We start from the raw sequence: 20109 nt of genomic DNA on the forward strand, positions 1-20109 counted from the left end.
TTAAAGAGCGTTGCTTTTCGAGAAGTTTTTCTCTCAAAGCGGAGGTGCATTCTAGCGAGATAATTTGAAGAGTCAAATACTTTTTCAAATTTATTTTCTCAGAAGTTTTTCACCTCTCTAACACTGCTGAAGCCTTGTGGCGTCTGCCGTGTCAGTGAGGCGGCATTATAGGGAGATTAATGAAGTGCGCAAGACCTTTTTGATAAAAAATCGAAAAAAATGCGTTTTCGATGAATAATCCATCAAAAACGAAAAAAGAGGGTTAAAAAACCCTCTTTTTCTTTCATTTATCTCTACTAATTAGATAAATGCATACGCGTCAGCGTACATCTGATCTCGCTTAGCTTGTTTAGATTGAGTAAATTGCTCTCTTGCTGCGCCGGCCATTTCAAAACGACCTGCAATATAGATATCTACATTCTCTAAACTATTAAAGTCTTCTTCTACCGCTTGAAGCACATTGCCTAACTTACCAGACCAATTTGCATCTGCTTCTTCTACTACAGGAACGAAGTGAACATTGCTGTGAGCATTTGCGATTTCAACCAACTCTTCTTTAGCATAGAGCTGGCATTCATCTTTCGCACCCCAATATAGATGGATGGTGTTATTCAATTTTTGACTGACGCAATGGTCAAGTATAGAGCGCACATAGCTAAATCCGGTTCCACCAGCTATCAGTAACAGATCGTTAGTACTCTCTTCACGTACCCACGCATCACCATGTGGTGCATCTATTGCGATCTCGCTGCCGTCTTCCAGTGCTTTTTGCATTGCTTCGACAACTTCACTTGCATAAGCGTTGTGTTCCGCAGCACCGATATGCAGTTCGAGCTCTCCTTCATGGCGGCAAGGGCTACTTGCGATTGAAAATGGGCGTTTGTCTTTTTCACCCATTTCAACCAACAGGTACTGACCTGCTTTAAAGCTGACTGGTGTTTCTGGGTGCAATAAAATTTGGTATGTGTTGCACGCCAAAGGCTCAATGGACTTTACTTGGCATTTAATTGTCATGGTTTCCTCTTACTCACTTTCGAACGTGAGCAGTAAATCACTTTCGGCGTATGCCTGACATGGGAAGATCCAACCGTGAGCTATTTCTTTTTCCGTAAGCATAGGCTCAAGGTGATAGCTGACTTCCCCTTCTAATTTTCTGCACATACACATGGCACATGCGCCTACTGTACAACGATGCGGGAAGCGATAATTATTGTTGAGCGCTGCTTCCAGTATTGTTTGCCCAGTAGAAACTTCAAATACCCATTGCTGGGGCATTATGGTGACAGTTTGAGTCATTCTATTCCTAGTTGATCCCAAATCTCATCAATTTTTGCGACTACCGCAGGATCTTTCTTAATTGGTCGACCCCATTCACGCTGCGTCTCTTCTCCTTCGACTTTATTGGTAGCATCTAGCCCCATTTGGGTCGTTGGAAGATTGGCTTCTTGCTGATTGGCTTCTTGCTTCATCAGCGTGTCACGAGCTGGGTCCATACGCGTAGTAATCGCCCATATAACATCATTCCAATCTCTTACATTCACGTCTTCATCGCAAATGATGATGTATTGAAGATGGATATGCGCCTCAAACTCTTCCCATAGTGCGTTCATCAAACGGTGACCTTGCCAGGCTTCCGTTTTGTTGATGCTCACAATTGCCATGCTTCTACCATTTGCGGCTTCAGGCAAATGCAGATCAATCAGCTCTGGATGTTTTTGTTTGAACTGAGACACTAACTTATCGACGACTTCCGTCTCAGGCATGTTCTCTTTCGGTTTTGATGAAACCGACAGTTCAGCTTCCCATTTGATGGTGGAATCCAATCCCATTTTTGACCCAAGCCCAACCACTGGAGAAGCAAAATCCAATGAGTCTATCGGTGTGTTTTCTATCATGACAGTGTCGTGGACAGGATCCATCTGCGTTGTCATGGCACGAACCACTTCACTCCAATCACGAGTATCTACACTTTCATCAACCACGATAACAAACTTGGTATACATGAATTGACGAAGGAAGGACCAAACTCCCATCATGACGCGCTTGGCATGTCCTGGGTACTGTTTCTTCATAGACACGACGGCCATTCGATAAGAACAGCCTTCGGGTGGCAGATAGAAATCCGTAATCTCTGGGAACTGCTTTTGCAAAATAGGTACGAACACTTCGTTCAACGCAACCCCTAATACTGCGGGTTCATCTGGCGGACGACCTGTGTATGTACTGTGGTAGATAGGGTTTTCGCGCATCGTCACATGAGTTACCGTAAAGACGTGGTGTTTCTCCACTTCATTATAGTATCCCGTGTGGTCACCATAAGGTCCTTCGTCGGCATATTCATTTGGGTCTATATAGCCTTCTAATACAATTTCTGCACTGGCTGGTACTTCAAGTTCATTACTGACCGATTTTACGACTTCGGTTTTGCTACCTCGAAGTAAACCAGCAAAGGCATATTCAGATAAAGTGTCAGGTACGGGAGTCACAGCACCAAGAATGGTTGCTGGATCCGCACCAAATGCAACCGATACGGGGAAAGGTTTACCCGGGTTCGCTTCCATCCAGTCACGTAAATCCAGAGCTCCACCACGATGGGCAAGCCAACGCATGATAACTTTGTTCTTACTCAGCTTTTGTTGACGGTAAATTCCAAGGTTCTGGCGCTTTTTGCTCGGACCTTTCGTAACCGTTAGCCCCCAAGTGAGAAGTGGTGCAACGTCTTCAGCCCAACAGCTCATCACTGGAATTTTGTCTAAATCGACTTGATCCCCAGACCAAACAATTTGCTGGCAAGGTGCATTTCGTAAACGCTTTGCTGGCATATTCAATACTTGTCGAAAGACTGGGAGTTTATCTAGGGCGTCTTTAAATCCTTTAGGCGGTTCTGGTTCTTTCAAGTAAGCCAGTAATTTCCCAACTTCTCGTAACTCGGATACGTCACTGCGCCCCATTCCTATCGCCACTCGCTCGGTCGTACCAAACAAGTTCGCTAATACTGGAATATCATAGCCAATCGGGTTTTCAAACAATAAGGCAGGACCACCAGCGCGCAAAGTGCGATCGCTGATCTCGGTCATTTCATAATGTGGGTCAACCGGGTGAGTAATGCGTTTTAATAAACCTTCATTTTCAAGGTGTTCAATAAAATCGCGTAAATCCTTAAAACTCATAGACCTTTCTTGTGACAGGTTAAATTGCGCGCATTATATCAAAGACAAATGCAATATACTCTCGTTACCGATAAACTCTCGGCAGGGATAGATACGTGAATAGCGGAATCTAAGAGCAATTCTATTTGTCTTTTGTTCCCGAAAGCACTTGAAGCAATGATTTGGTATTCAAGCCTCGATGATTTTCAGCTAATTGCTCAACCCACCCCCTGTGTCCGTGCTTAACAAGGTTGCGAGCGACAATAGAAGCATCGTTTGACTGCTTGAGCTTCTTAATCAGAAAAGTTTTTACTTCCAACGGAATAGGGTCTAAGCGTGTCAACTCATCCAACGCAGCATCATGCAGTGATGGGTTATCACTCGCAAGCATGAGTTGCTGAAGTGAAAACTCGCTTTTGATTTTGACCAATCGCTTCAATTCTGACTTACTGTGACTATCCGCTTTCATGCGCCATAGCAACTTATAGACCTCTGGATCTTCGCTAACTTGAGCCATACGCACGACCACTTGAGTAGAAGGAAGCCAATTGGTGATCGGGTTTTGTGTGATTTGCTTTATAAGGTAGTCCAGCGCCTTAGGAGATAAACCGTCTAATTCACGGACCAACAACGCTTCTCTTTCTTTATTTTTCTTACTCCCTCCTTCCGTTAACCACTGAGACAAAACCAGATCGAGTTGCTCTGCTTTAAGGATAAAGGTCAAAATTTGTTGGTCGCTATGCCAACGCTTCAGTAAGCGGCTGGCGACAGCACTGGAGTCAAACGCGGGAACAGAGAATTCATAGCCGTCGCCTTGCTTACGCACTTTATAAGGCGAAGGGCGACCAATTTGTTTTTGAACAAACTTAGCCATCTTGGAGGTGAGAATAATCTCTTGGTCTTCCATATGCTCTAATAGCAGAAAACGCACAACATCTTGCTGAGGCAGACTAAGCCTTTGCAAAGAAAAATCCAAAGAACTGACTTCATCTTTCAAAACTAACTGATAAAGCTCATCAGCCTTATTCAGAACTTGCTGGTCTAGAACCCACTGCTGGGCTTCCTCATGTGACAGCTCTTTTGCTGACAATGGAGAAAACAGCAGAAGTAAAGATATAAACCATGCCAACATTCCTTGTTGCATATTAACATCCTGTTAACGATTTCGTCTATTTTGCAACCATTATGAATGAGACGCAAACAAAAACACCACCTGAGTCGGTGGTGTTTTGTTAAACAATATTAACGTATTTTACTGTCGACGCATCGCGTCGAAAAACTCATCGTTTGTTTTGGTCATTGCCAACTTATCGATAAGGAATTCCATTGCATCGATTTCACCCATTGGGTGAACTATCTTGCGGAGAATCCACATCTTTTGAAGCTCATCCGTTTTCGTTAGAAGCTCTTCACGACGAGTACCACTGCGATTAAAGTCTATTGCAGGGAAAACACGCTTCTCAGCAATCTTACGGTTCAGGTGTAATTCCATGTTACCTGTACCTTTAAATTCTTCGTAGATAACTTCATCCATCTTAGAACCCGTATCCACTAGCGCTGTAGCAATGATAGTCAGACTACCACCTTCTTCTACGTTACGCGCTGCACCAAAGAAACGCTTTGGACGGTGCAATGCATTGGCGTCTACACCACCAGTCAGGACTTTACCCGACGAAGGTACTACGGTGTTGTATGCACGTGCTAGACGTGTAATGGAATCCAAAAGGATGACGACGTTTTTCTTGTGCTCTACTAAGCGCTTAGCTTTTTCGATAACCATTTCAGCTACCTGAACATGGCGAGAAGCAGGTTCATCAAACGTCGATGCAATCACTTCACCTTTTACTAGGCGTTGCATCTCAGTTACCTCTTCCGGACGCTCATCAATCAGAAGAACCATCAGTTCACATTCTGGGTGATTGTGCGCAATGCTTTGTGCAATGTTCTGAAGAAGCATCGTTTTACCCGCTTTTGGCGGAGCAACGATAAGACCACGTTGACCTTTACCGATTGGTGAGGCTAAATCCAAAACACGTGCAGTGATGTCTTCGGTAGAACCATTGCCGCGCTCCATTACCATACGTTCGTTGGCATGAAGAGGAGTAAGGTTTTCGAAAAGGATCTTGTTGCGAGCGTTGTCTGGTTTGTCGTGGTTGACTGTGTTGACTTTTAGAAGGGCAAAATAGCGTTCACCGTCTTTAGGTGGTCGAATCTTCCCTGCAATGGAATCACCAGTGCGTAAATTAAATCGACGAATCTGGCTTGGTGAAACATAGATATCGTCTGGACCAGCTAGATAAGAACTGTCGGCACTACGTAAGAAACCAAACCCATCTTGAAGAATTTCCAGAACCCCATCACCAAAGATATCTTCACCACTTTTTGCGTGAGCCTTTAAGATGGAAAATATAATGTCTTGTTTTCTTAAACGCGCTAGGTTTTCTAAACCCAGGCTTTCACCTAGTTTCACGAGCTCAGACACAGGTCTGTTCTTCAGTTCTGTCAGGTTCATAGTAGTGGATACTTGTTTAGTCAAAATAGGATCTGTTGTGTTAGTTAGAGAGATTTGGTCACAGGATCGACCAAGAAATGAACATTTGCTTAATTAGCGTACGACAAATTAGCACTAAAATCAAGCCTAGTCTAGCCATTAAAAAAAATCAAAACCGTGCATCTAGATGTGGAGCACGGTTTTATGACTAAGTTTGCATTCGCTATTAAATATTAGCGTCTAAAAACTCTTTCAGTTGAGTCTTAGAAAGTGCGCCAACTTTCGTCGCTGCAACACTGCCATCTTTAAATAGAAGTAGCGTTGGAATACCGCGGATACCAAACTTTGGTGGCGTACCCGAGTTTTGATCGATGTTTAGCTTACCGATAGTGAGCTTGCCTTCGTACTCGTCTGCGATCTCGTCCAAAATTGGAGCAATCATTTTACAAGGACCACACCATTCTGCCCAGAAATCTACCAGAACTGGACCTGCAGCTTGGATTACATCTTGTTCAAAACCGTCATCTGTAAGCTGCAAAATCTTGTCACTCATCTTCCACTCCGTTGTGTTTTTCAGGAACTGGTTGGATGATAACCAGTAAATAGATGCCCTATTGGAATGTATTTACTTTCGTAATGCAAGCTTAAGCTGATATTCTATACCCATGAAAAAGACGCATATCACAGAGCAAAAGTTCGCCGATTTGGATTTACACCCCCAAATCATTGAAGGGCTTGATAAAAAAGGGTTCGAGTTTTGTACCCCTATTCAAGCCTTGGCGTTGCCGGTACTGCTCACCGGCCAAGACATTGCAGGCCAGGCCCAAACGGGCACTGGTAAGACCCTCGCGTTTCTTACTGCTACTTTCCATCATTTACTGACAACGCCTGAACACGAAGGTCGCAATCCATCGCAACCACGTGCGATCGTGATGGCACCAACCCGAGAGCTTGCTATCCAGATCCATAACGATGCTAAGCCCTTGATGGAGTCGACTGGCGTTAAGATTGCTTTGGCTTACGGTGGCGAAAGCTACGACAAGCAACTGGCGACCATTGAACAAGGTGTCGATATCCTTATCGGTACGACAGGTCGTATCATCGATTTCTACAAGCAACGTGTTTTCAATCTTAATAACATCCAAGCTGTTGTTCTTGATGAAGCCGATCGTATGTTTGATCTCGGTTTTATTAAAGACATTCGTTTCTTGTTCCGTCGTATGCCAGAGCCTAAAGACAGGCTAAACATGCTGTTCTCAGCAACATTGTCATACCGCGTGCAAGAACTGGCTTTCGAACACATGCACAATCCAGAGCATGTTGTTGTAGAACCAGAAAGAAAAACAGGTCACCGCATTCAAGAAGAGCTTTTCTACCCGTCTAACGAAGATAAGATGAACTTGCTTCAGACGTTGATAGAAGAGGAGTGGCCAGATCGTGCGATTGTATTTGCCAATACCAAGTACAAGTGCGAATCCATTTGGGGTCACCTAGCTGCCGATGGACACCGCGTAGGTTTGCTAACGGGTGATGTACCGCAGAAGAAGCGTGAACGTATTCTAGAGCAATTCACACAAGGTCATGTTGATCTACTGATTGCCACCGATGTTGCCGCGCGTGGATTGCACATCCCTCAAGTGACACACGTCTTTAACTACGACTTGCCGGACGATTGTGAAGATTACGTGCACCGAATTGGCCGTACAGGTCGTGCGGGCGAAAGTGGTCACTCAATTAGCTTTGCATGTGAAGAGTACGCCATCAATTTGACTGCTATCGAGGACTACATCGAGCACCCGATCCCTGTGTCAGATTACGATGCTAGCGCATTACTTGAACATCTACCGGCTCCGCTTCGCTTGCGTCACAAACAAATGCAGCAGCGTCGCACCAACACTGGTGGAAACAAACACGGCGGTAACCGCAAGCGCCATTCGCGCCCAAGAGCACCTCGTCATCAGTCTTAAGGAACACAGCAAATATTTATGAGTCAGTCAGCTACTTCGCCGCTTTACGCTGCTATCGACCTCGGGTCGAACAGTTTTCATATGCTCGTTGTGCGTCATATTGATGGCAGCGTTCAAACCATGGCCAAAATCAAACGCAAAGTGCGTTTGGCCGCTGGGTTAGATAAGGATAATAGACTTAGCACTGAAGCCATGCAGCGAGGGTGGGATTGCCTCAGTTTATTTGCAGAAAGGCTGCAAGATATATCGCCAGAGAACATTCGCATCGTTGGAACCGCGACATTGCGTACCGCAACAAATGTGGATGTTTTCTTAGAAAAGGCGAATGATATTTTAGGCTACGACATCAATGTCATTGCCGGTGAAGAAGAAGCTGCCACTATCTATAAAGGGGTAGCTCATACTTCAGGCGGTTTAGGTCGCCGATTGGTTGTTGATATTGGTGGTGCTAGTACGGAATTGATTATTGGTGAAGGATTTGATGCAAAAGCACTCACCAGCTTGAAAATGGGTTGCGTAACTTGGCTTGAGCAGCATTTTAAAGACCGACAATTAACCATAACCAATTTCAATACCGCAATTGAAGCCGCCAAACACACCCTAGCACCGATTCTAGAGCAGTATAAGGACATCGGCTGGGACGTATGCGTTGGAGCGAGCGGTACCGTGCAGGCACTTCAAGAAATCATGCTGGCACAAGGCATGGATGAAGTGATCACCCATGCCAAATTAAAACGTCTACAGAAGCAAGCCATGTTGGCGGATCATCTAGAAGAGCTGGATATTGATGGTCTAACACTGGAACGAGCATTGGTATTCCCAAGTGGTCTTTCCATCTTAATCGCGATCTTTGAGCTTCTAGAGATAGAGTCAATGACCCTCGCTGGTGGCGCACTTCGCGAAGGCATGGTGTACGAAATGATGGCAGAAATGCGTCAAGACGACATTCGAACCAGAACCATTGCCAGCGTACAGTCTCGCTACCAGCTTGATTCCGAATATGGTGAATTAGTCGCTGATTCAGCAAGCCAGCTCCTCAAGCAATGTGGTGGCGAAGATTGGATTGCTGAACCACAAGCTCACTATCTATTATCTTCTGTTGCGAAGCTTCATGAAGTTGGGCTGACTATCGACTACAAATGTGGTGGAAAGCATAGTGCGTACTTACTACAGCACTTAGACTTGCCGGGTTTCACCCGCGCGCAGAAACACTTATTGGCTGAACTCGCCAGACGATACAGAGAGCAAGTAAGCTCTTTACCAGAACAGCATGCATTATCGGGTCAAAGTGCCAAACGAGTACTGAGATTACTCAGGTTAGCCGTATTGCTGACGCACAGGCGATGCTCCGAACTTCAACCAAGAGTCACATTGAATGCAGAGGGTGACAGGCTCGAACTGTGTGTAGACAAACAATGGTTGGAGAGCAATCCCCTTACTAAGGCTGAGCTAGAGATTGAATCGAATAGACAATCTGATATGGGGTGGCCGCTTGCAATCAAAGCGTGCTAGTTTGTTTCACTAGAGCCTATTGAAATGTCTAAGCCTCGCATCATGCGAGGCTTTCTTTTGGTAAACGCAACCTTACTTAATCGCAACAGAAGCCAGTATGCGCCTCTTTCCGGTAAAAGGCTGCCTTGCATGCAAAACGGTGTAGTTGTTAACTAACAATACATCCCCTGCTTCCCAGCGAAAGTTAACACTGAGTTCTTCCATAGCAGATTTGGTTTTCTCCATGACTTCTGCGTCCATTAGTGCTCCACTACCACTGGTCACCGCCTTGGTTGAAACATTCCGGCTATCATTCCAACCGTCAAACACGGCAACAATAGAATTGAAGAATGTTTTTTTCTGCGTTTCTTCGTCAAATCGAATTGCGGGTAAAATAGAGGTTTCTGTTTTCAGTACGCCTTTTTCTCCCCATTGCCAGTCCATTTCATGTTCACGCAACTTCACTTCGCATTCCTCGCGTGTTTCTACATGAAAAGTTTCTTTCCATGAACGTCCAATAGGAGATGAGTTATCGGTTACCTCTGGCATGTAACGCACATATCGAACACCCTCTTGCTCGATTTTTTCTGCAAACTCAGGGGCAATATCAAAAAATCGTTGGCATATTTCAGAAGAGTGAAGGATGGACGTAGAACCGCCAGTTTCTGAAGGGATATCGCAATAGAAGAAAATGTACCCTGGTGGGTTGGGCGTTTGTGCCATTTCATGATGAAACGGTATTTTTTCGGTCGCTGGGGCTTCGTTAGCCGTCACAATTCGTGATTGTGTGACCTGGACGCGAGGCGCTGCCCCACCAATGTAAGGCATGTTTTCGTAGTCTGATTGATTCAGGAGCTGCTCAAACAAATCCGCATCCTGTACCGGAAATCCTCGTAATAGTATCGCGCCGTGCGTAATCAGTTTTTCGTGAACCGCTTCTTTTACACCAGAAAACCAATTCAACATGGCGGTAGGCTCTAAAGCGACAGCATCATCAGGTGGAAGAATAACCAAAGGAAACGCGCGCCCATTAACGCTTTTTTGCTCCGGTATATTTCCAATATTCAAAGTCATTCTTCTCTCCAATAAATAAATCAATAGTGAATGAATTATAACCACCCTATCACACCCCATATAAATGTAAATCAATTGTGAATGAATTTACATCCTGATCACGAAATACGATATACGCCATATCGTATTTTCAGAATTAACAGGCTAGATGACTAGGGTCTGGTGACCTGGGTTATAAGAGTGGCTGTATGGGTAGCGATGTCCGCTACACAAGCAAAAGACCTCTCCACTTTATTCAAACCCAATCGAGCTTTCTGTCGAAAAGCGCTTGGTGGAGAGGCAGGAGTATTTCTATTTCAATTCAGCAGCGTAGGTATCGGCAATGGCTTTTTCGGCATTACCCGCTTCTGAGACCAAGAGCTCGTAGTACTTCTTGCCTTGTTTCACATTCTTAGAGAACCATTGATACACTGGCTGTGCCTTTTCTTTGAATTGATCTTTCTCCGCTTTACTAGGCACATAAAGCTTTCCGCCTGCCTTTGAGAAATCTTGATAAGCTTTAATGGATTTGCGCTTAGGTGAGGCAAATGTCGCTTGTTGGAGTGCATAAAACCCATCCACAACCACTTTACGTAGATCTTCTGGCATTTTGCTGAAGTGCTCGTTATTCATAAACCACAATGCCGCCATGTAAGCATGACCATCGAGTGTTACGTACTTCAGCCCTGCTTCTGGGAACTTCATACCCATAATGTCGGTAATACCGTTCTTAGACCCTTCCACAACGCCCGTTTGGAATGATGTATAAAGCTCTGGCCATGGGATTGGTGTAGGGCTTGCTCCCAGAGATTTCACCAACTCCTGAGGTAAATCAGCCACAACGGTACGTATCTTCAATCCTTTAATATCATCTGGGGATTTCACCGTGCGCTTTGTGTTCGCAAAGTTACGCCACCCCCCCGTATTACCGATGGTCATCAAGCGGACTTTGTTGCCCGAATCTTTCAAAATGTCGCTGCGCATTTCCTGCACAAACTGACCGCTTAGCACTTCTTCAGCAACTCGGTCGCTTGATAGGATGTAAGGTAGGTCGAGCACTTGCACGTAAGGGAACATATTTGCGGTACCACCCGATGTGGACACATAAATATCGATAGAGCCATCTTCCAGCGCTTGTACACATTCAGTGCCGTTGCCACATAATTGAGTGCCAATGAATAAGTCCACCGAGATCTTTCCATTAGAGCGCGATTCCACAAAATCTTTAAACACGACCAAACCATCATAGTCTTCATCGTTTTCATTTGAGTTGGCTACGGCTCTTAATCGAAAATCTGCAGCCTGAGCAGCAGTTATCGACGACGCAAGAACCAGAGCAGCAAGACTGTTCACCATCGCTTTAGCAAATTTCATAATTTCTTATCCTTTTGAATGTTTCACTTTCCTGTTTTACGTGTTGCGCACTGGGCTTATTGTTATCGCTTTCCTCAGCAGCAGCACTTTCAGACCTTACGGTCAAACATTAAGGTCACCCATAAGGCTGACCTCAAATTCATTGAACTAATCCAAGCCATTTTGGAATGGTCATGGAAACGGATGGGAAAAAGGTAATGATAAAAATAACCAAAACCTCGACGGCCAAGAACGGAAGTATCCCCTTGGCAATAGATTCCACCCTTTCCCCCGACACACTCGAAGCCACAAACAACACCAGCCCCATAGGTGGTGTGGCTAACCCAACGGTTAAGTTCACACTCATAATGATCGCAAAGTGCACAGGGTCTATTCCAATAGAGATAAAGATAGGGGCGAGAATAGGACCGAGAATGATGATGGCGGGACCGGCATCTAAAAACATACCCACAACAAACAACAAGATGTTAATGGCAAACAGTAAAATCAGTGGGTTATCACTGATGGCCAAAACCCATCCAGCCAAATCTTCCGCCGCGTGAGACAAGCTCACCACAGTCTTGAATGCCAATGCAGAGCCTACGAGAAGAAGAACTACGGCCGAAGACGACGCTGAGCGAGCAAATATCTCGGGTAAGTCTCTTAGGTTTATGGTTTTGAGCATGAAAAGACTTAGGAATAACGCATAACCCACTGCAATGGCAGACGCTTCCGTGGGGGTGAAGATTCCTCCCACAATTCCACCCAAAATAATCACGGGGGTCATTAAAGGTAGAATCGCAGCGCGAGTTGCTTGCCCGCGCTCTGGCCACGTTGACTTTTGGCTCGCTACAGGGAAGTTGTGCTTTTTCGCCAATAATGTTGTGACTCCCATCAACGCCAAACCAATCAACACACCAGGGACCACACCCGCCGCAAACAAGGCAGCAACCGACACTTCCATGGTGTAGGCGTAGATAATCATGATGCCAGACGGTGGAATAATAGGACCAATCACAGAGCTAGCAGCGGTAATCGCAGCCGCAAAGCGCCGCGAGTAACCATTCTTCTCCATCGCGGGGATCAGCATAGAACCCAAGGCAGAAGTATCGGCTACCGCAGACCCCGATAGCCCTGCGAAAAGCATGCTCGACATAATATTTACGTGTGCCAATCCGCCTCTCACATGCCCAATGAAAGCTTGAGAAAAGTTAACCAGTTGAAGAGTAATGCCTCCACGATTCATCAATTCGCCCGCCAACATAAAAAACGGAATAGCCATCAAAGGGAATGAATCAATACCGTTGTAAATGTTTCGAAATAGCAGGGGCAAATCGCGGTCCATATCCAACGCAAGCATCATTGCACCGGGGGCAAACAGCGTTGCAAAGAAAACAGGCAGCCCAATTAAGAGAAGAACCAAAAATAAAGGTAAAAAGAGAACGAGCATCACTTACCCCCTCGCCGCTTCAGTGTCGGACGATGGAACGCTAACACCTAAAATATTCTTAAGAATAAGCTCCACATTCACCATCAACATGGTAATGAAGCACACGGGCATCGCGAGGTAAATCCAAGCGCGAGATAATTGAAAAGAAGCGGCACGGGTACGAAACCCTCGCTCAAAAAATTCTAAGCCGAGGCTAGATAGTTGGAACAACACCAACGCAGAAAGGACCAATAAAGTGAGCTTGAGCAGCTGTGCCACCTTACTGGGAACAAAGTCGTGGAGCATTTCTATCGCAACAAACCCTCCCGTTCGATAAGCACCCGCAGCAACAAATGCCATCATCCATATCATCAATGCCCTTGCCACTTCCTCCGGCCAAGGTAATGCGTTCGAGAGTATGTAACGACAAAATACCTGCAATAGAATAGTAGCAACCATTGCAAACACTAGAACCCAAGCGATTTGACGACCCGCCCAAATCATGCGGTTGTTGACAGCTTCCAGAAGCCGCAAGCTTCCATGCAACACCTTCTTCATTGACCCTCTCCAGCGATAATCCGTTATCAGCTTTTACTGTAACGTGGGTGACATTCGGAAAAAGAAGAGGTTAAGAATACGAAAATGGTTGAACATCACATATTTCACCACAAAGGCTCTATCAGGTTAAAATCGCTTTAACCTCTGGCATTTAGCTTCCCAGTCCGAATAAAATCACTTTCATTCACAATTCATTTATTTTTTTAGTTTGCAAGATTACCCTAACAGTGTATTCTCAACATGTAAATCAAATGTAAATGAATTGATGCAAAAATGAGTATCTGTTTTAATTCAAACTAGTTACAAACTGCGGAAAATTCGAGAAAATAATGGCTATTGATTTTCAGTCCAATACAGGACAGAGCAAACAAAAGAAGCGCCCAAAGTACGTTCAGGTCAGTGAATTACTGATTCGTGAAATCAATGCTGGTCATTGGAGAGCGGGCGAAAGGCTGCCAGTAGAAGCGGAATTGGCGGTAGAGTTGAAGGTGGCGGTTGGCACTCTGAGAAAAGCGCTTGCTCTACTGGAACAAGACGGTCTACTGGAACGTCGCCAAGGCAGCGGCACGTATGTCAAAAGCCCACCAAAAGAAGCCATTTACCAACTATTTCGCTTGGAGCTTCTTGAAGGTGGCGGTACACCACATGCCAACACGCTAACGGTGCGAAAAGAGCAAAACCCCGATGTCGCTGAACACTTTGAGGCAGCAAAAGATAGCTACTTTTGGCGAATAGAACGTCAACGATTTCTCAATAATACGGTCATAGCGGCAGAAGAAATGTGGATCCGTGCTGAACACTGCGATTCCCTTAGCCCAGATGAGTTAGATGAATCTCTTTACCGGCATTACCGTGAACATTTCAATTTTTGGATAAGCCGTGTGGAAGACCGCATTAGTGTTAAACAAGCGGATCAATGGGCAACCGATATTTTAGGTATTCCCACACACACAATGATCGGCTGGATTGAGCGTATCAGTTGGTCAGATGATGAAAAGGTTGAAGAGTATTCCAGAACTTGGTTTAACCCTGAAACCTGTCACTACGTTTCACGCATGTCTTAAGATTATATGTCTTAAGGGCTCTCGATGCTCTTGAGGCAAAGCCTCAAAAGTCAAAAGGAGTTGATATGGCAATTCGATACGCCATCATTGGATGCGGTATGATGGGACAAGAGCACATTCGGAATATTCTATTATTGCCTGGTGCCAGTATTACCGCTGTTTTTGAACCTGACGAACAGATGAAAACAGCCATTCATGTACTGGACAGCTCTATTGACTTCGAGCCATCGACCGAATCGCTTCTTGACCGTCAGGATATCGATGCCATATTGATCGCCAGCCCTAACCATTGCCATGCCGATCAATTACTGCAAGTAATCGAACACACTCGTTTACCCATATTGGTTGAAAAACCTATCGTCACATCGCTAGAGCAAGCACACCAAGTTCGTTTAGCGGTAGCGAAACACGCAGCTCCGCTTTGGGTTGCAATGGAATATCGCTACATGCCACCTATTACCAAGCTTCTCGAACTCATCAATAACAACCAAACTGGTCGCGTAAGCCAGCTGAGTATCCGTGAACATCGCTTTCCCTTTTTAGAAAAAGTGGCCGATTGGAATCGCTTTAACCGGAATACGGGGGGGACATTGGTTGAAAAATGCTGCCACTTTTTCGATTTAATGCGCCTGCAAACGCAAAGTGAAGCGGTTCGCGTCTATGCTTCTGGTAGCCAACACCACAACCATATTGATGAACAGTATCGCGGTGAAACACCCGATATCCTCGACAATGCGTATGTCATTGTCGATTTTGCCAATGGTCAGCGTGCCATGTTGGAACTCTGTATGTTTGCCGAAGGCTCACGTTATCAAGAAGAGATTTCCGTAGTAGGGAACCAAGGGAAAGTAGAAGCTTTTGTACCTGGTCCAACCCGTTTTTGGAATACAGAACTTGGCGACCCACCTACCCCTAAAGTTGTGATTTCGCCAAGAACACCTTCAGGACCTGAAGAAATCGATATCCCTGTCGACCCAGAATTACTCGAAGCTGGCGACCACAATGGATCGACGTTCTACCAGCATCAAAAGTTCCATCAAGCAATCACGGAAAATGGAAAGGTAGAAGTCACGGTTGAAGATGGCTTAAAAGCCGTCATCATAGGACTCGCTGCGCAGCAATCGATAGCGCAAGGTAAAGCAGTTGATATCACTGATAACGGCTGGGCATTTTAATTCAACAAACCCTGTGATAATGGTTTCTATACCCAACCTACAAATACAAAAATCAAAAAAGGAGCCAACGCTCCTTTTTCTTTGAAATTTGTACCAACAAAAATACGTTTACGCTTGCTGCGTTTCCAGCTCAGGCTTTACAAACGTTAGCTTCTTCACAATGTAATTCAACAGAACTCCGTACATCGGCACGAATAAACCTAAGCTAATAACTAACTTAAAGCCGTAATCCACCAGCGCTATTTCAGTCCAATGCTCTGCCATAAAAGGATCGCTGCTTTGATAAAAAGCGATAGAGAAAAACGCGAGTGTATCCAAAGCATTACCAATAAGCGTCGAACAAGTTGGGGCAACCCACCATGCTTTCATTTGACGTAGGCGGTTAAATACATGCACATCCAAAATCTGGCCTAGCATGTATGCCATAAAGCTCGCGATGGCGATTCGAGCAACAAACAAATTAAACTCGGAAAGCTGCCCAAAACCTTGGAATTGACCTTCAAAGAAGACGACTGATAACAGGTAGGACACCGCTAATGCAGGCAACATAACAAGGAAAATGATTTTCCGAGCCAACGCAGCACCAAAAATTCGCACGGTCAAATCGGTTGCTAGGAAGATAAACGGAAACGTAAACGCGCCCCAAGTGGTATGAAAACCGAATATGGTAAAGGGTAGCTGAACCAAATAGTTGCTAGATGCAATGATGACCAGATGGAATAGAACCAAAAAGAAAAGGGCGTTGCGCTGCTGCGCAGGGGTAAAGTGACTCATATTGTACCTTTTTCGTTTTATTTGGGGGTGAGGGAACCCAAATCGAAGCAAAATGCTTCATGACTGTGAATTAAGGGTGGGGATTATACTGCAACTTGAAGGCGGTGCAATAGATGATTTATTAGGCAATCGTTTAACTGCAATAAACCAGAAAATCGGTTTAAATCGAGTGTTTCATGTGAAACATTCAATACCTATGCTCCCCTACGCAGTCTCAAATAGAATGATAGGAAACGTTGCACTAAAGAATATTGAAACCTTTTTGGAATAGACCAGCAAGGTAATCGAGGTCTTCACTGTTGTCTTCCTTAGAAAGAACTTCCAACCACAATGATTCACTGTAATGCTCTGCTCTTAAAAACAATTGGCACCCTTCAAAGTCGATGAGCCATGAATGAATATCGGCATCCGATTGCTTTTCAAGCACATCAGCAGACAAGGTTTTTACTAGCGCCTCGCCAAGTTCAGGAAAAGAATCATAATCGAATCGCGGTGCTCGGATAATGATTCGACCCTGCTCTTTCTGATATTCCACCAAACCGTAATCTGTATTCATGTCATTAGTCACTTCTTGTTTACCCGCGAGAACCTTGTTTTACATCCACTTGATGTTCGCTATTACTTTTATTAGCTACCGTTAGTCAGATGTTCTTGAATCAAATCCAAAAATGGATCGGCGTACTTCTCCAGTTTTCTTTGACCAACACCATTCACCGCCAGCATTTCACCATAAGAAGTTGGCAGAATATCCGCCATGTCTATTAAGGTGGCATCACTGAAAACAACGTATGGTGGTAAGCCGTCTTCGTCAGCAATGGACTTACGCAGCTTGCGTAGTTTGGCAAACAGCTTTTTATCGTAATGCTTGTTCACCATCTTGTCCGATTTCGCTGTACGAGCCGCCGTATCCAGCCTTGGCACCGCGAGTTCTAGCGATTGTTCACCACGTAGAACGGGACGAGCCTCTTCGGTAAGCTGCAAAGTTGAGTTACGGGTAATGTTTTGAGTAAGCAACCCTTTGTGAATAAGCTGCCTAATGATACTCACCCAGTAGTCGTGGCTGTGTTCACGTCCAATCCCATACGTCGAAAGCTTATCGTGACCATTTTCGCGTACACGAATGTTTTGCATACCGCGCAGTACTTCAACCACGTACCCCATACCAAAACCTTGATTAACACGATATACGCAAGATAGGGCTTTCTGCGCTGATTCAATGCCATCAAAATGTTTAGGTGGATCAAGGCATATATCACAGTTACCACATGGCTTTTCGCTGTATTCACCAAAATAGTTAAGCAATACCTGACGGCGGCATGTTTGCGCTTCAGCAAACGCGCTCATGGCATTGAGCTTGTGAGATTCAACCTGCTTCTGAGGACCGTCGTCTTTCTCATCCAACATCCGACGTAACCAGTTAATATCCGCTGGATCGTAAAGCATCATTGCTTCCGCAGGTAATCCATCCCGCCCTGCCCGACCGGTTTCCTGATAATAGGATTCGATGTTTCGCGGAATATCAAAGTGCAACACAAAGCGAACGTTGGGTTTATTGATGCCCATTCCGAATGCCACGGTTGCGACAACGACCTGAATGTCATCTTTCTGGAATGCGTCTTGTACGTAGGCGCGCTCATCAGCATCCATACCCGCATGATAACCGGCAGCGCGAATGTGGTTGTTGCACAGCTTTTCCGTCAGCATTTCGACTTTCTTTCGGCTACCGCAATAGATAACCCCACACTGACCTTGCTGTGTGGCAAGGAAGCGAATGACTTGCGATACGGGTTTGTGCTTTTCCGTCAATGTATAACGAATATTAGGGCGGTCAAAGCTGCCAAGGTATTCGAGCGGCTCGTCAAGTTGAAGCCGAGAAATGATGTCTTTGCGGGTGGCTTCATCCGCTGTCGCCGTCAGAGCCATGATCGGCGCATAAGGAAAACGCTGCTTAAGCTCCCCCAACGCAGCGTATTCTCGGCGGAAATCGTGTCCCCACTGGGAAATACAGTGCGCTTCATCGACCGCGATCATCGAAAGCTTTAAATGTTCGAGCCTTTCTAGAAAATCCCGTGTCAGGACACGTTCTGGTGAGACATACACTAGCTTCAACTGACCAGAGTTCATTCGGTTATACACGCTGATCAGCGTATCGCGCTCCATAGAGGAATTGATACACTCGGCCGCGACACCGTTGGCTTTGAGCTGGTCAACTTGATCTTTCATCAGGGAAATCAAAGGCGACACCACCAGCGTCACCCCTTCTTTTACCAATGCAGGGATTTGGTAACACAGAGATTTTCCGCCACCCGTTGGCATGATCACCAAACTGTCTTTGCCATCGAGCACCGAATCGATGACTTCTTCCTGACCAACTCTAAATGACTGGTAACCGAAAACATCATTCAATACCTTGATGGCACTGTTGGTTTCTGGATCTATCGGCTGAGCTAGAGCGGAGTCGGACATTCGGTTCTCTGAGGGACAATTGGATTGCGGCAAAGCGTCATATTGTAGAGCGCTTTAACGGTTAATTAAACTTAAATTAACCTTTGCTGGAGATAATTCTGTGCGCAGAAAATATCCCTAAAGGACAATTAAATTGCTAGGGCATTAACAAGGCTATCGATATACTGTGTTTTTCCTCTAAATGTAACGTTCTGTTACGGAAACGTGAAAGATAAGAATGACGGAAGAGCAACAAAGGTCACGCCAAGGCGGCATATTAGCTGTACTTGCCTATACCATGTGGGGCATTGCACCCATCTACTTTAAAGCACTCGATAATGTCCCTGCTTTGGAAATCCTAAGCCACAGGGTAATTTGGTCGTTTGTGTTTTTAGCGATATTGCTGCACATAGGAAGAAGTTGGCATTCTGTCGTCACTGTACTTAAAAATAGAAAGCGTTTGGGTTTACTTGCCCTGACAGGGGTTCTGGTCGGTGTTAACTGGTTAATTTTTATCTGGGCGGTCAATGCGGATCACATGCTGGATGCCAGCTTAGGGTATTACATTAACCCTCTTCTTAACGTTCTTATGGGAATGATCTTTCTTGGAGAGCGCCTAAGAAAGCTACAATGGTTTGCCGTCTCACTCGCCACAATTGGTGTGATCGTTCAGCTCGTGGTCTTTGGTTCTGTTCCCGTCGTCGCCATTGCGCTTGCCTTTAGTTTTGGTTTTTACGGCTTACTTAGAAAGAAAATCAATATGGAAGCGCAAACTGGTCTGTTTATTGAAACCATGGTGATGCTTCCTGCCGCCGCTATCTATGTCCTATTCATTGCAGACAGTGCAACATCAGATTTGAGCAGCAATACATTAACACTAAATCTTCTGTTGTTGGCTGCTGGCGTAGTCACCACTCTCCCCCTTCTATGCTTTACGGGAGCAGCGACCCGCATCAAGCTCTCGACATTGGGCTTTTTTCAATATATTGGTCCAAGCTTAATGTTCCTTCTAGCCGTATTGGTATACGGAGAAGCATTTACACTCGATAAAGCCGTCACCTTTGGCTTTATATGGAGTTCTTTGGTGGTATTCAGTTTCGACGGAATTCGAAATGGTCGGAAAAAACACTAACTGTCCGTTTTTTACAAGACAACAATAC

18 protein-coding genes are annotated in these 20109 nt (G+C 45.1%); 5 read left to right on the forward strand and 13 right to left on the reverse strand.

The window, feature by feature from the left end; genetic code table 11:
• Nucleotides 1–300: 300 nt before the first annotated feature.
• From fre to trxA, 6 genes are all read right to left on the reverse strand, one after another.
• On the reverse strand, nucleotides 301–1014 hold the full coding sequence (gene fre, locus Q8W40_RS26325) for an NAD(P)H-flavin reductase (RefSeq protein ID WP_104402997.1): 714 nt from the start codon (nucleotides 1012–1014) through the stop codon (nucleotides 301–303).
• A 9-nt stretch (nucleotides 1015–1023) separates the two neighbouring features.
• Nucleotides 1024–1296, reverse strand: coding sequence for a 2Fe-2S iron-sulfur cluster-binding protein (locus Q8W40_RS26330; RefSeq protein WP_004399134.1), 273 nt, complete (start codon nucleotides 1294–1296; stop codon nucleotides 1024–1026).
• A complete protein-coding gene (gene ubiD, locus Q8W40_RS26335) occupies nucleotides 1293–3170 on the reverse strand; it encodes a 4-hydroxy-3-polyprenylbenzoate decarboxylase (RefSeq protein WP_305401490.1) in 1878 nt (625 codons plus the stop codon). Before ubiD ends, Q8W40_RS26330 begins: the two co-directional genes overlap by 4 nt.
• 121 nt (nucleotides 3171–3291) lie before the next feature.
• Nucleotides 3292–4293: a hypothetical protein gene (locus Q8W40_RS26340; protein WP_305401491.1), complete on the reverse strand. Its 1002-nt coding sequence runs from the start codon at nucleotides 4291–4293 to the stop codon at nucleotides 3292–3294.
• Between the two features lie 108 nt (nucleotides 4294–4401).
• Nucleotides 4402–5661 (reverse strand): transcription termination factor Rho, encoded by a 1260-nt coding sequence (rho, locus tag Q8W40_RS26345; RefSeq protein ID WP_101111407.1) that lies wholly within the window; start codon nucleotides 5659–5661, stop codon nucleotides 4402–4404.
• Nucleotides 5662–5866: 205 nt separating this feature from the next.
• A complete protein-coding gene (trxA, locus tag Q8W40_RS26350) occupies nucleotides 5867–6193 on the reverse strand; it encodes a thioredoxin TrxA (RefSeq protein ID WP_126609978.1) in 327 nt (108 codons plus the stop codon).
• Nucleotides 6194–6305: 112 nt separating this feature from the next.
• Here trxA and rhlB point away from each other — a divergent pair, with 112 nt between their 5' ends.
• Nucleotides 6306–7607: an ATP-dependent RNA helicase RhlB gene (rhlB, locus tag Q8W40_RS26355; protein WP_305401494.1), complete on the forward strand. Its 1302-nt coding sequence runs from the start codon at nucleotides 6306–6308 to the stop codon at nucleotides 7605–7607.
• An 18-nt stretch (nucleotides 7608–7625) separates the two neighbouring features.
• The gene (gene gppA / locus Q8W40_RS26360) at nucleotides 7626–9119 is read left to right on the forward strand and encodes a guanosine-5'-triphosphate,3'-diphosphate diphosphatase (protein WP_305401495.1); all 1494 of its coding nucleotides are present in this window, start codon (nucleotides 7626–7628) and stop codon (nucleotides 9117–9119) included.
• 72 nt (nucleotides 9120–9191) lie between these two features.
• Here gppA and Q8W40_RS26365 read toward each other — a convergent pair whose 3' ends face one another.
• The 4 genes from Q8W40_RS26365 to Q8W40_RS26380 form a co-directional block, all read right to left on the reverse strand.
• On the reverse strand, nucleotides 9192–10172 hold the full coding sequence (locus Q8W40_RS26365; RefSeq protein WP_305401496.1) for a TauD/TfdA family dioxygenase: 981 nt from the start codon (nucleotides 10170–10172) through the stop codon (nucleotides 9192–9194).
• A gap of 291 nt (nucleotides 10173–10463) precedes the next feature.
• A complete protein-coding gene (locus Q8W40_RS26370) occupies nucleotides 10464–11507 on the reverse strand; it encodes a TRAP transporter substrate-binding protein (RefSeq protein ID WP_370693438.1) in 1044 nt (347 codons plus the stop codon).
• Between the two features lie 157 nt (nucleotides 11508–11664).
• Nucleotides 11665–12954: a TRAP transporter large permease gene (locus tag Q8W40_RS26375; protein ID WP_305401497.1), complete on the reverse strand. Its 1290-nt coding sequence runs from the start codon at nucleotides 12952–12954 to the stop codon at nucleotides 11665–11667.
• Between the two features lie 3 nt (nucleotides 12955–12957).
• Nucleotides 12958–13491, reverse strand: coding sequence for a TRAP transporter small permease (locus Q8W40_RS26380; protein WP_305401499.1), 534 nt, complete (start codon nucleotides 13489–13491; stop codon nucleotides 12958–12960).
• Nucleotides 13492–13820: 329 nt separating this feature from the next.
• On the opposite strand from Q8W40_RS26380, the gene Q8W40_RS26385 reads away from it, so the two are divergent.
• A complete protein-coding gene (locus Q8W40_RS26385; protein WP_126609982.1) occupies nucleotides 13821–14555 on the forward strand; it encodes a GntR family transcriptional regulator in 735 nt (244 codons plus the stop codon).
• Nucleotides 14556–14620: 65 nt separating this feature from the next.
• Nucleotides 14621–15730, forward strand: coding sequence for a Gfo/Idh/MocA family protein (locus Q8W40_RS26390; protein ID WP_305401500.1), 1110 nt, complete (start codon nucleotides 14621–14623; stop codon nucleotides 15728–15730).
• Between the two features lie 108 nt (nucleotides 15731–15838).
• Here the strand turns inward: Q8W40_RS26390 and Q8W40_RS26395 are convergent, their stop codons facing one another.
• The 3 genes from Q8W40_RS26395 to recQ all read right to left on the reverse strand — a co-directional run bounded on the left by Q8W40_RS26395 (nucleotide 15839) and on the right by recQ (nucleotide 18970).
• On the reverse strand, nucleotides 15839–16504 hold the full coding sequence (locus Q8W40_RS26395; protein WP_305401501.1) for a 7-cyano-7-deazaguanine/7-aminomethyl-7-deazaguanine transporter: 666 nt from the start codon (nucleotides 16502–16504) through the stop codon (nucleotides 15839–15841).
• Between the two features lie 241 nt (nucleotides 16505–16745).
• On the reverse strand, nucleotides 16746–17060 hold the full coding sequence (locus Q8W40_RS26400; RefSeq protein WP_305401502.1) for a DUF3630 family protein: 315 nt from the start codon (nucleotides 17058–17060) through the stop codon (nucleotides 16746–16748).
• Nucleotides 17061–17131: 71 nt separating this feature from the next.
• Nucleotides 17132–18970, reverse strand: coding sequence for an ATP-dependent DNA helicase RecQ (gene recQ / locus Q8W40_RS26405; protein ID WP_101111420.1), 1839 nt, complete (start codon nucleotides 18968–18970; stop codon nucleotides 17132–17134).
• A 217-nt stretch (nucleotides 18971–19187) separates the two neighbouring features.
• Here recQ and rarD point away from each other — a divergent pair, with 217 nt between their 5' ends.
• The gene (gene rarD / locus Q8W40_RS26410; RefSeq protein ID WP_305401504.1) at nucleotides 19188–20081 is read left to right on the forward strand and encodes an EamA family transporter RarD; all 894 of its coding nucleotides are present in this window, start codon (nucleotides 19188–19190) and stop codon (nucleotides 20079–20081) included.
• The last annotated feature ends 28 nt before the right edge of the window (nucleotides 20082–20109 follow it).

The organism is Vibrio penaeicida (genome assembly GCF_030689305.1).
In the GTDB taxonomy this organism is placed as follows: domain Bacteria; phylum Pseudomonadota; class Gammaproteobacteria; order Enterobacterales; family Vibrionaceae; genus Vibrio; species Vibrio penaeicida_B.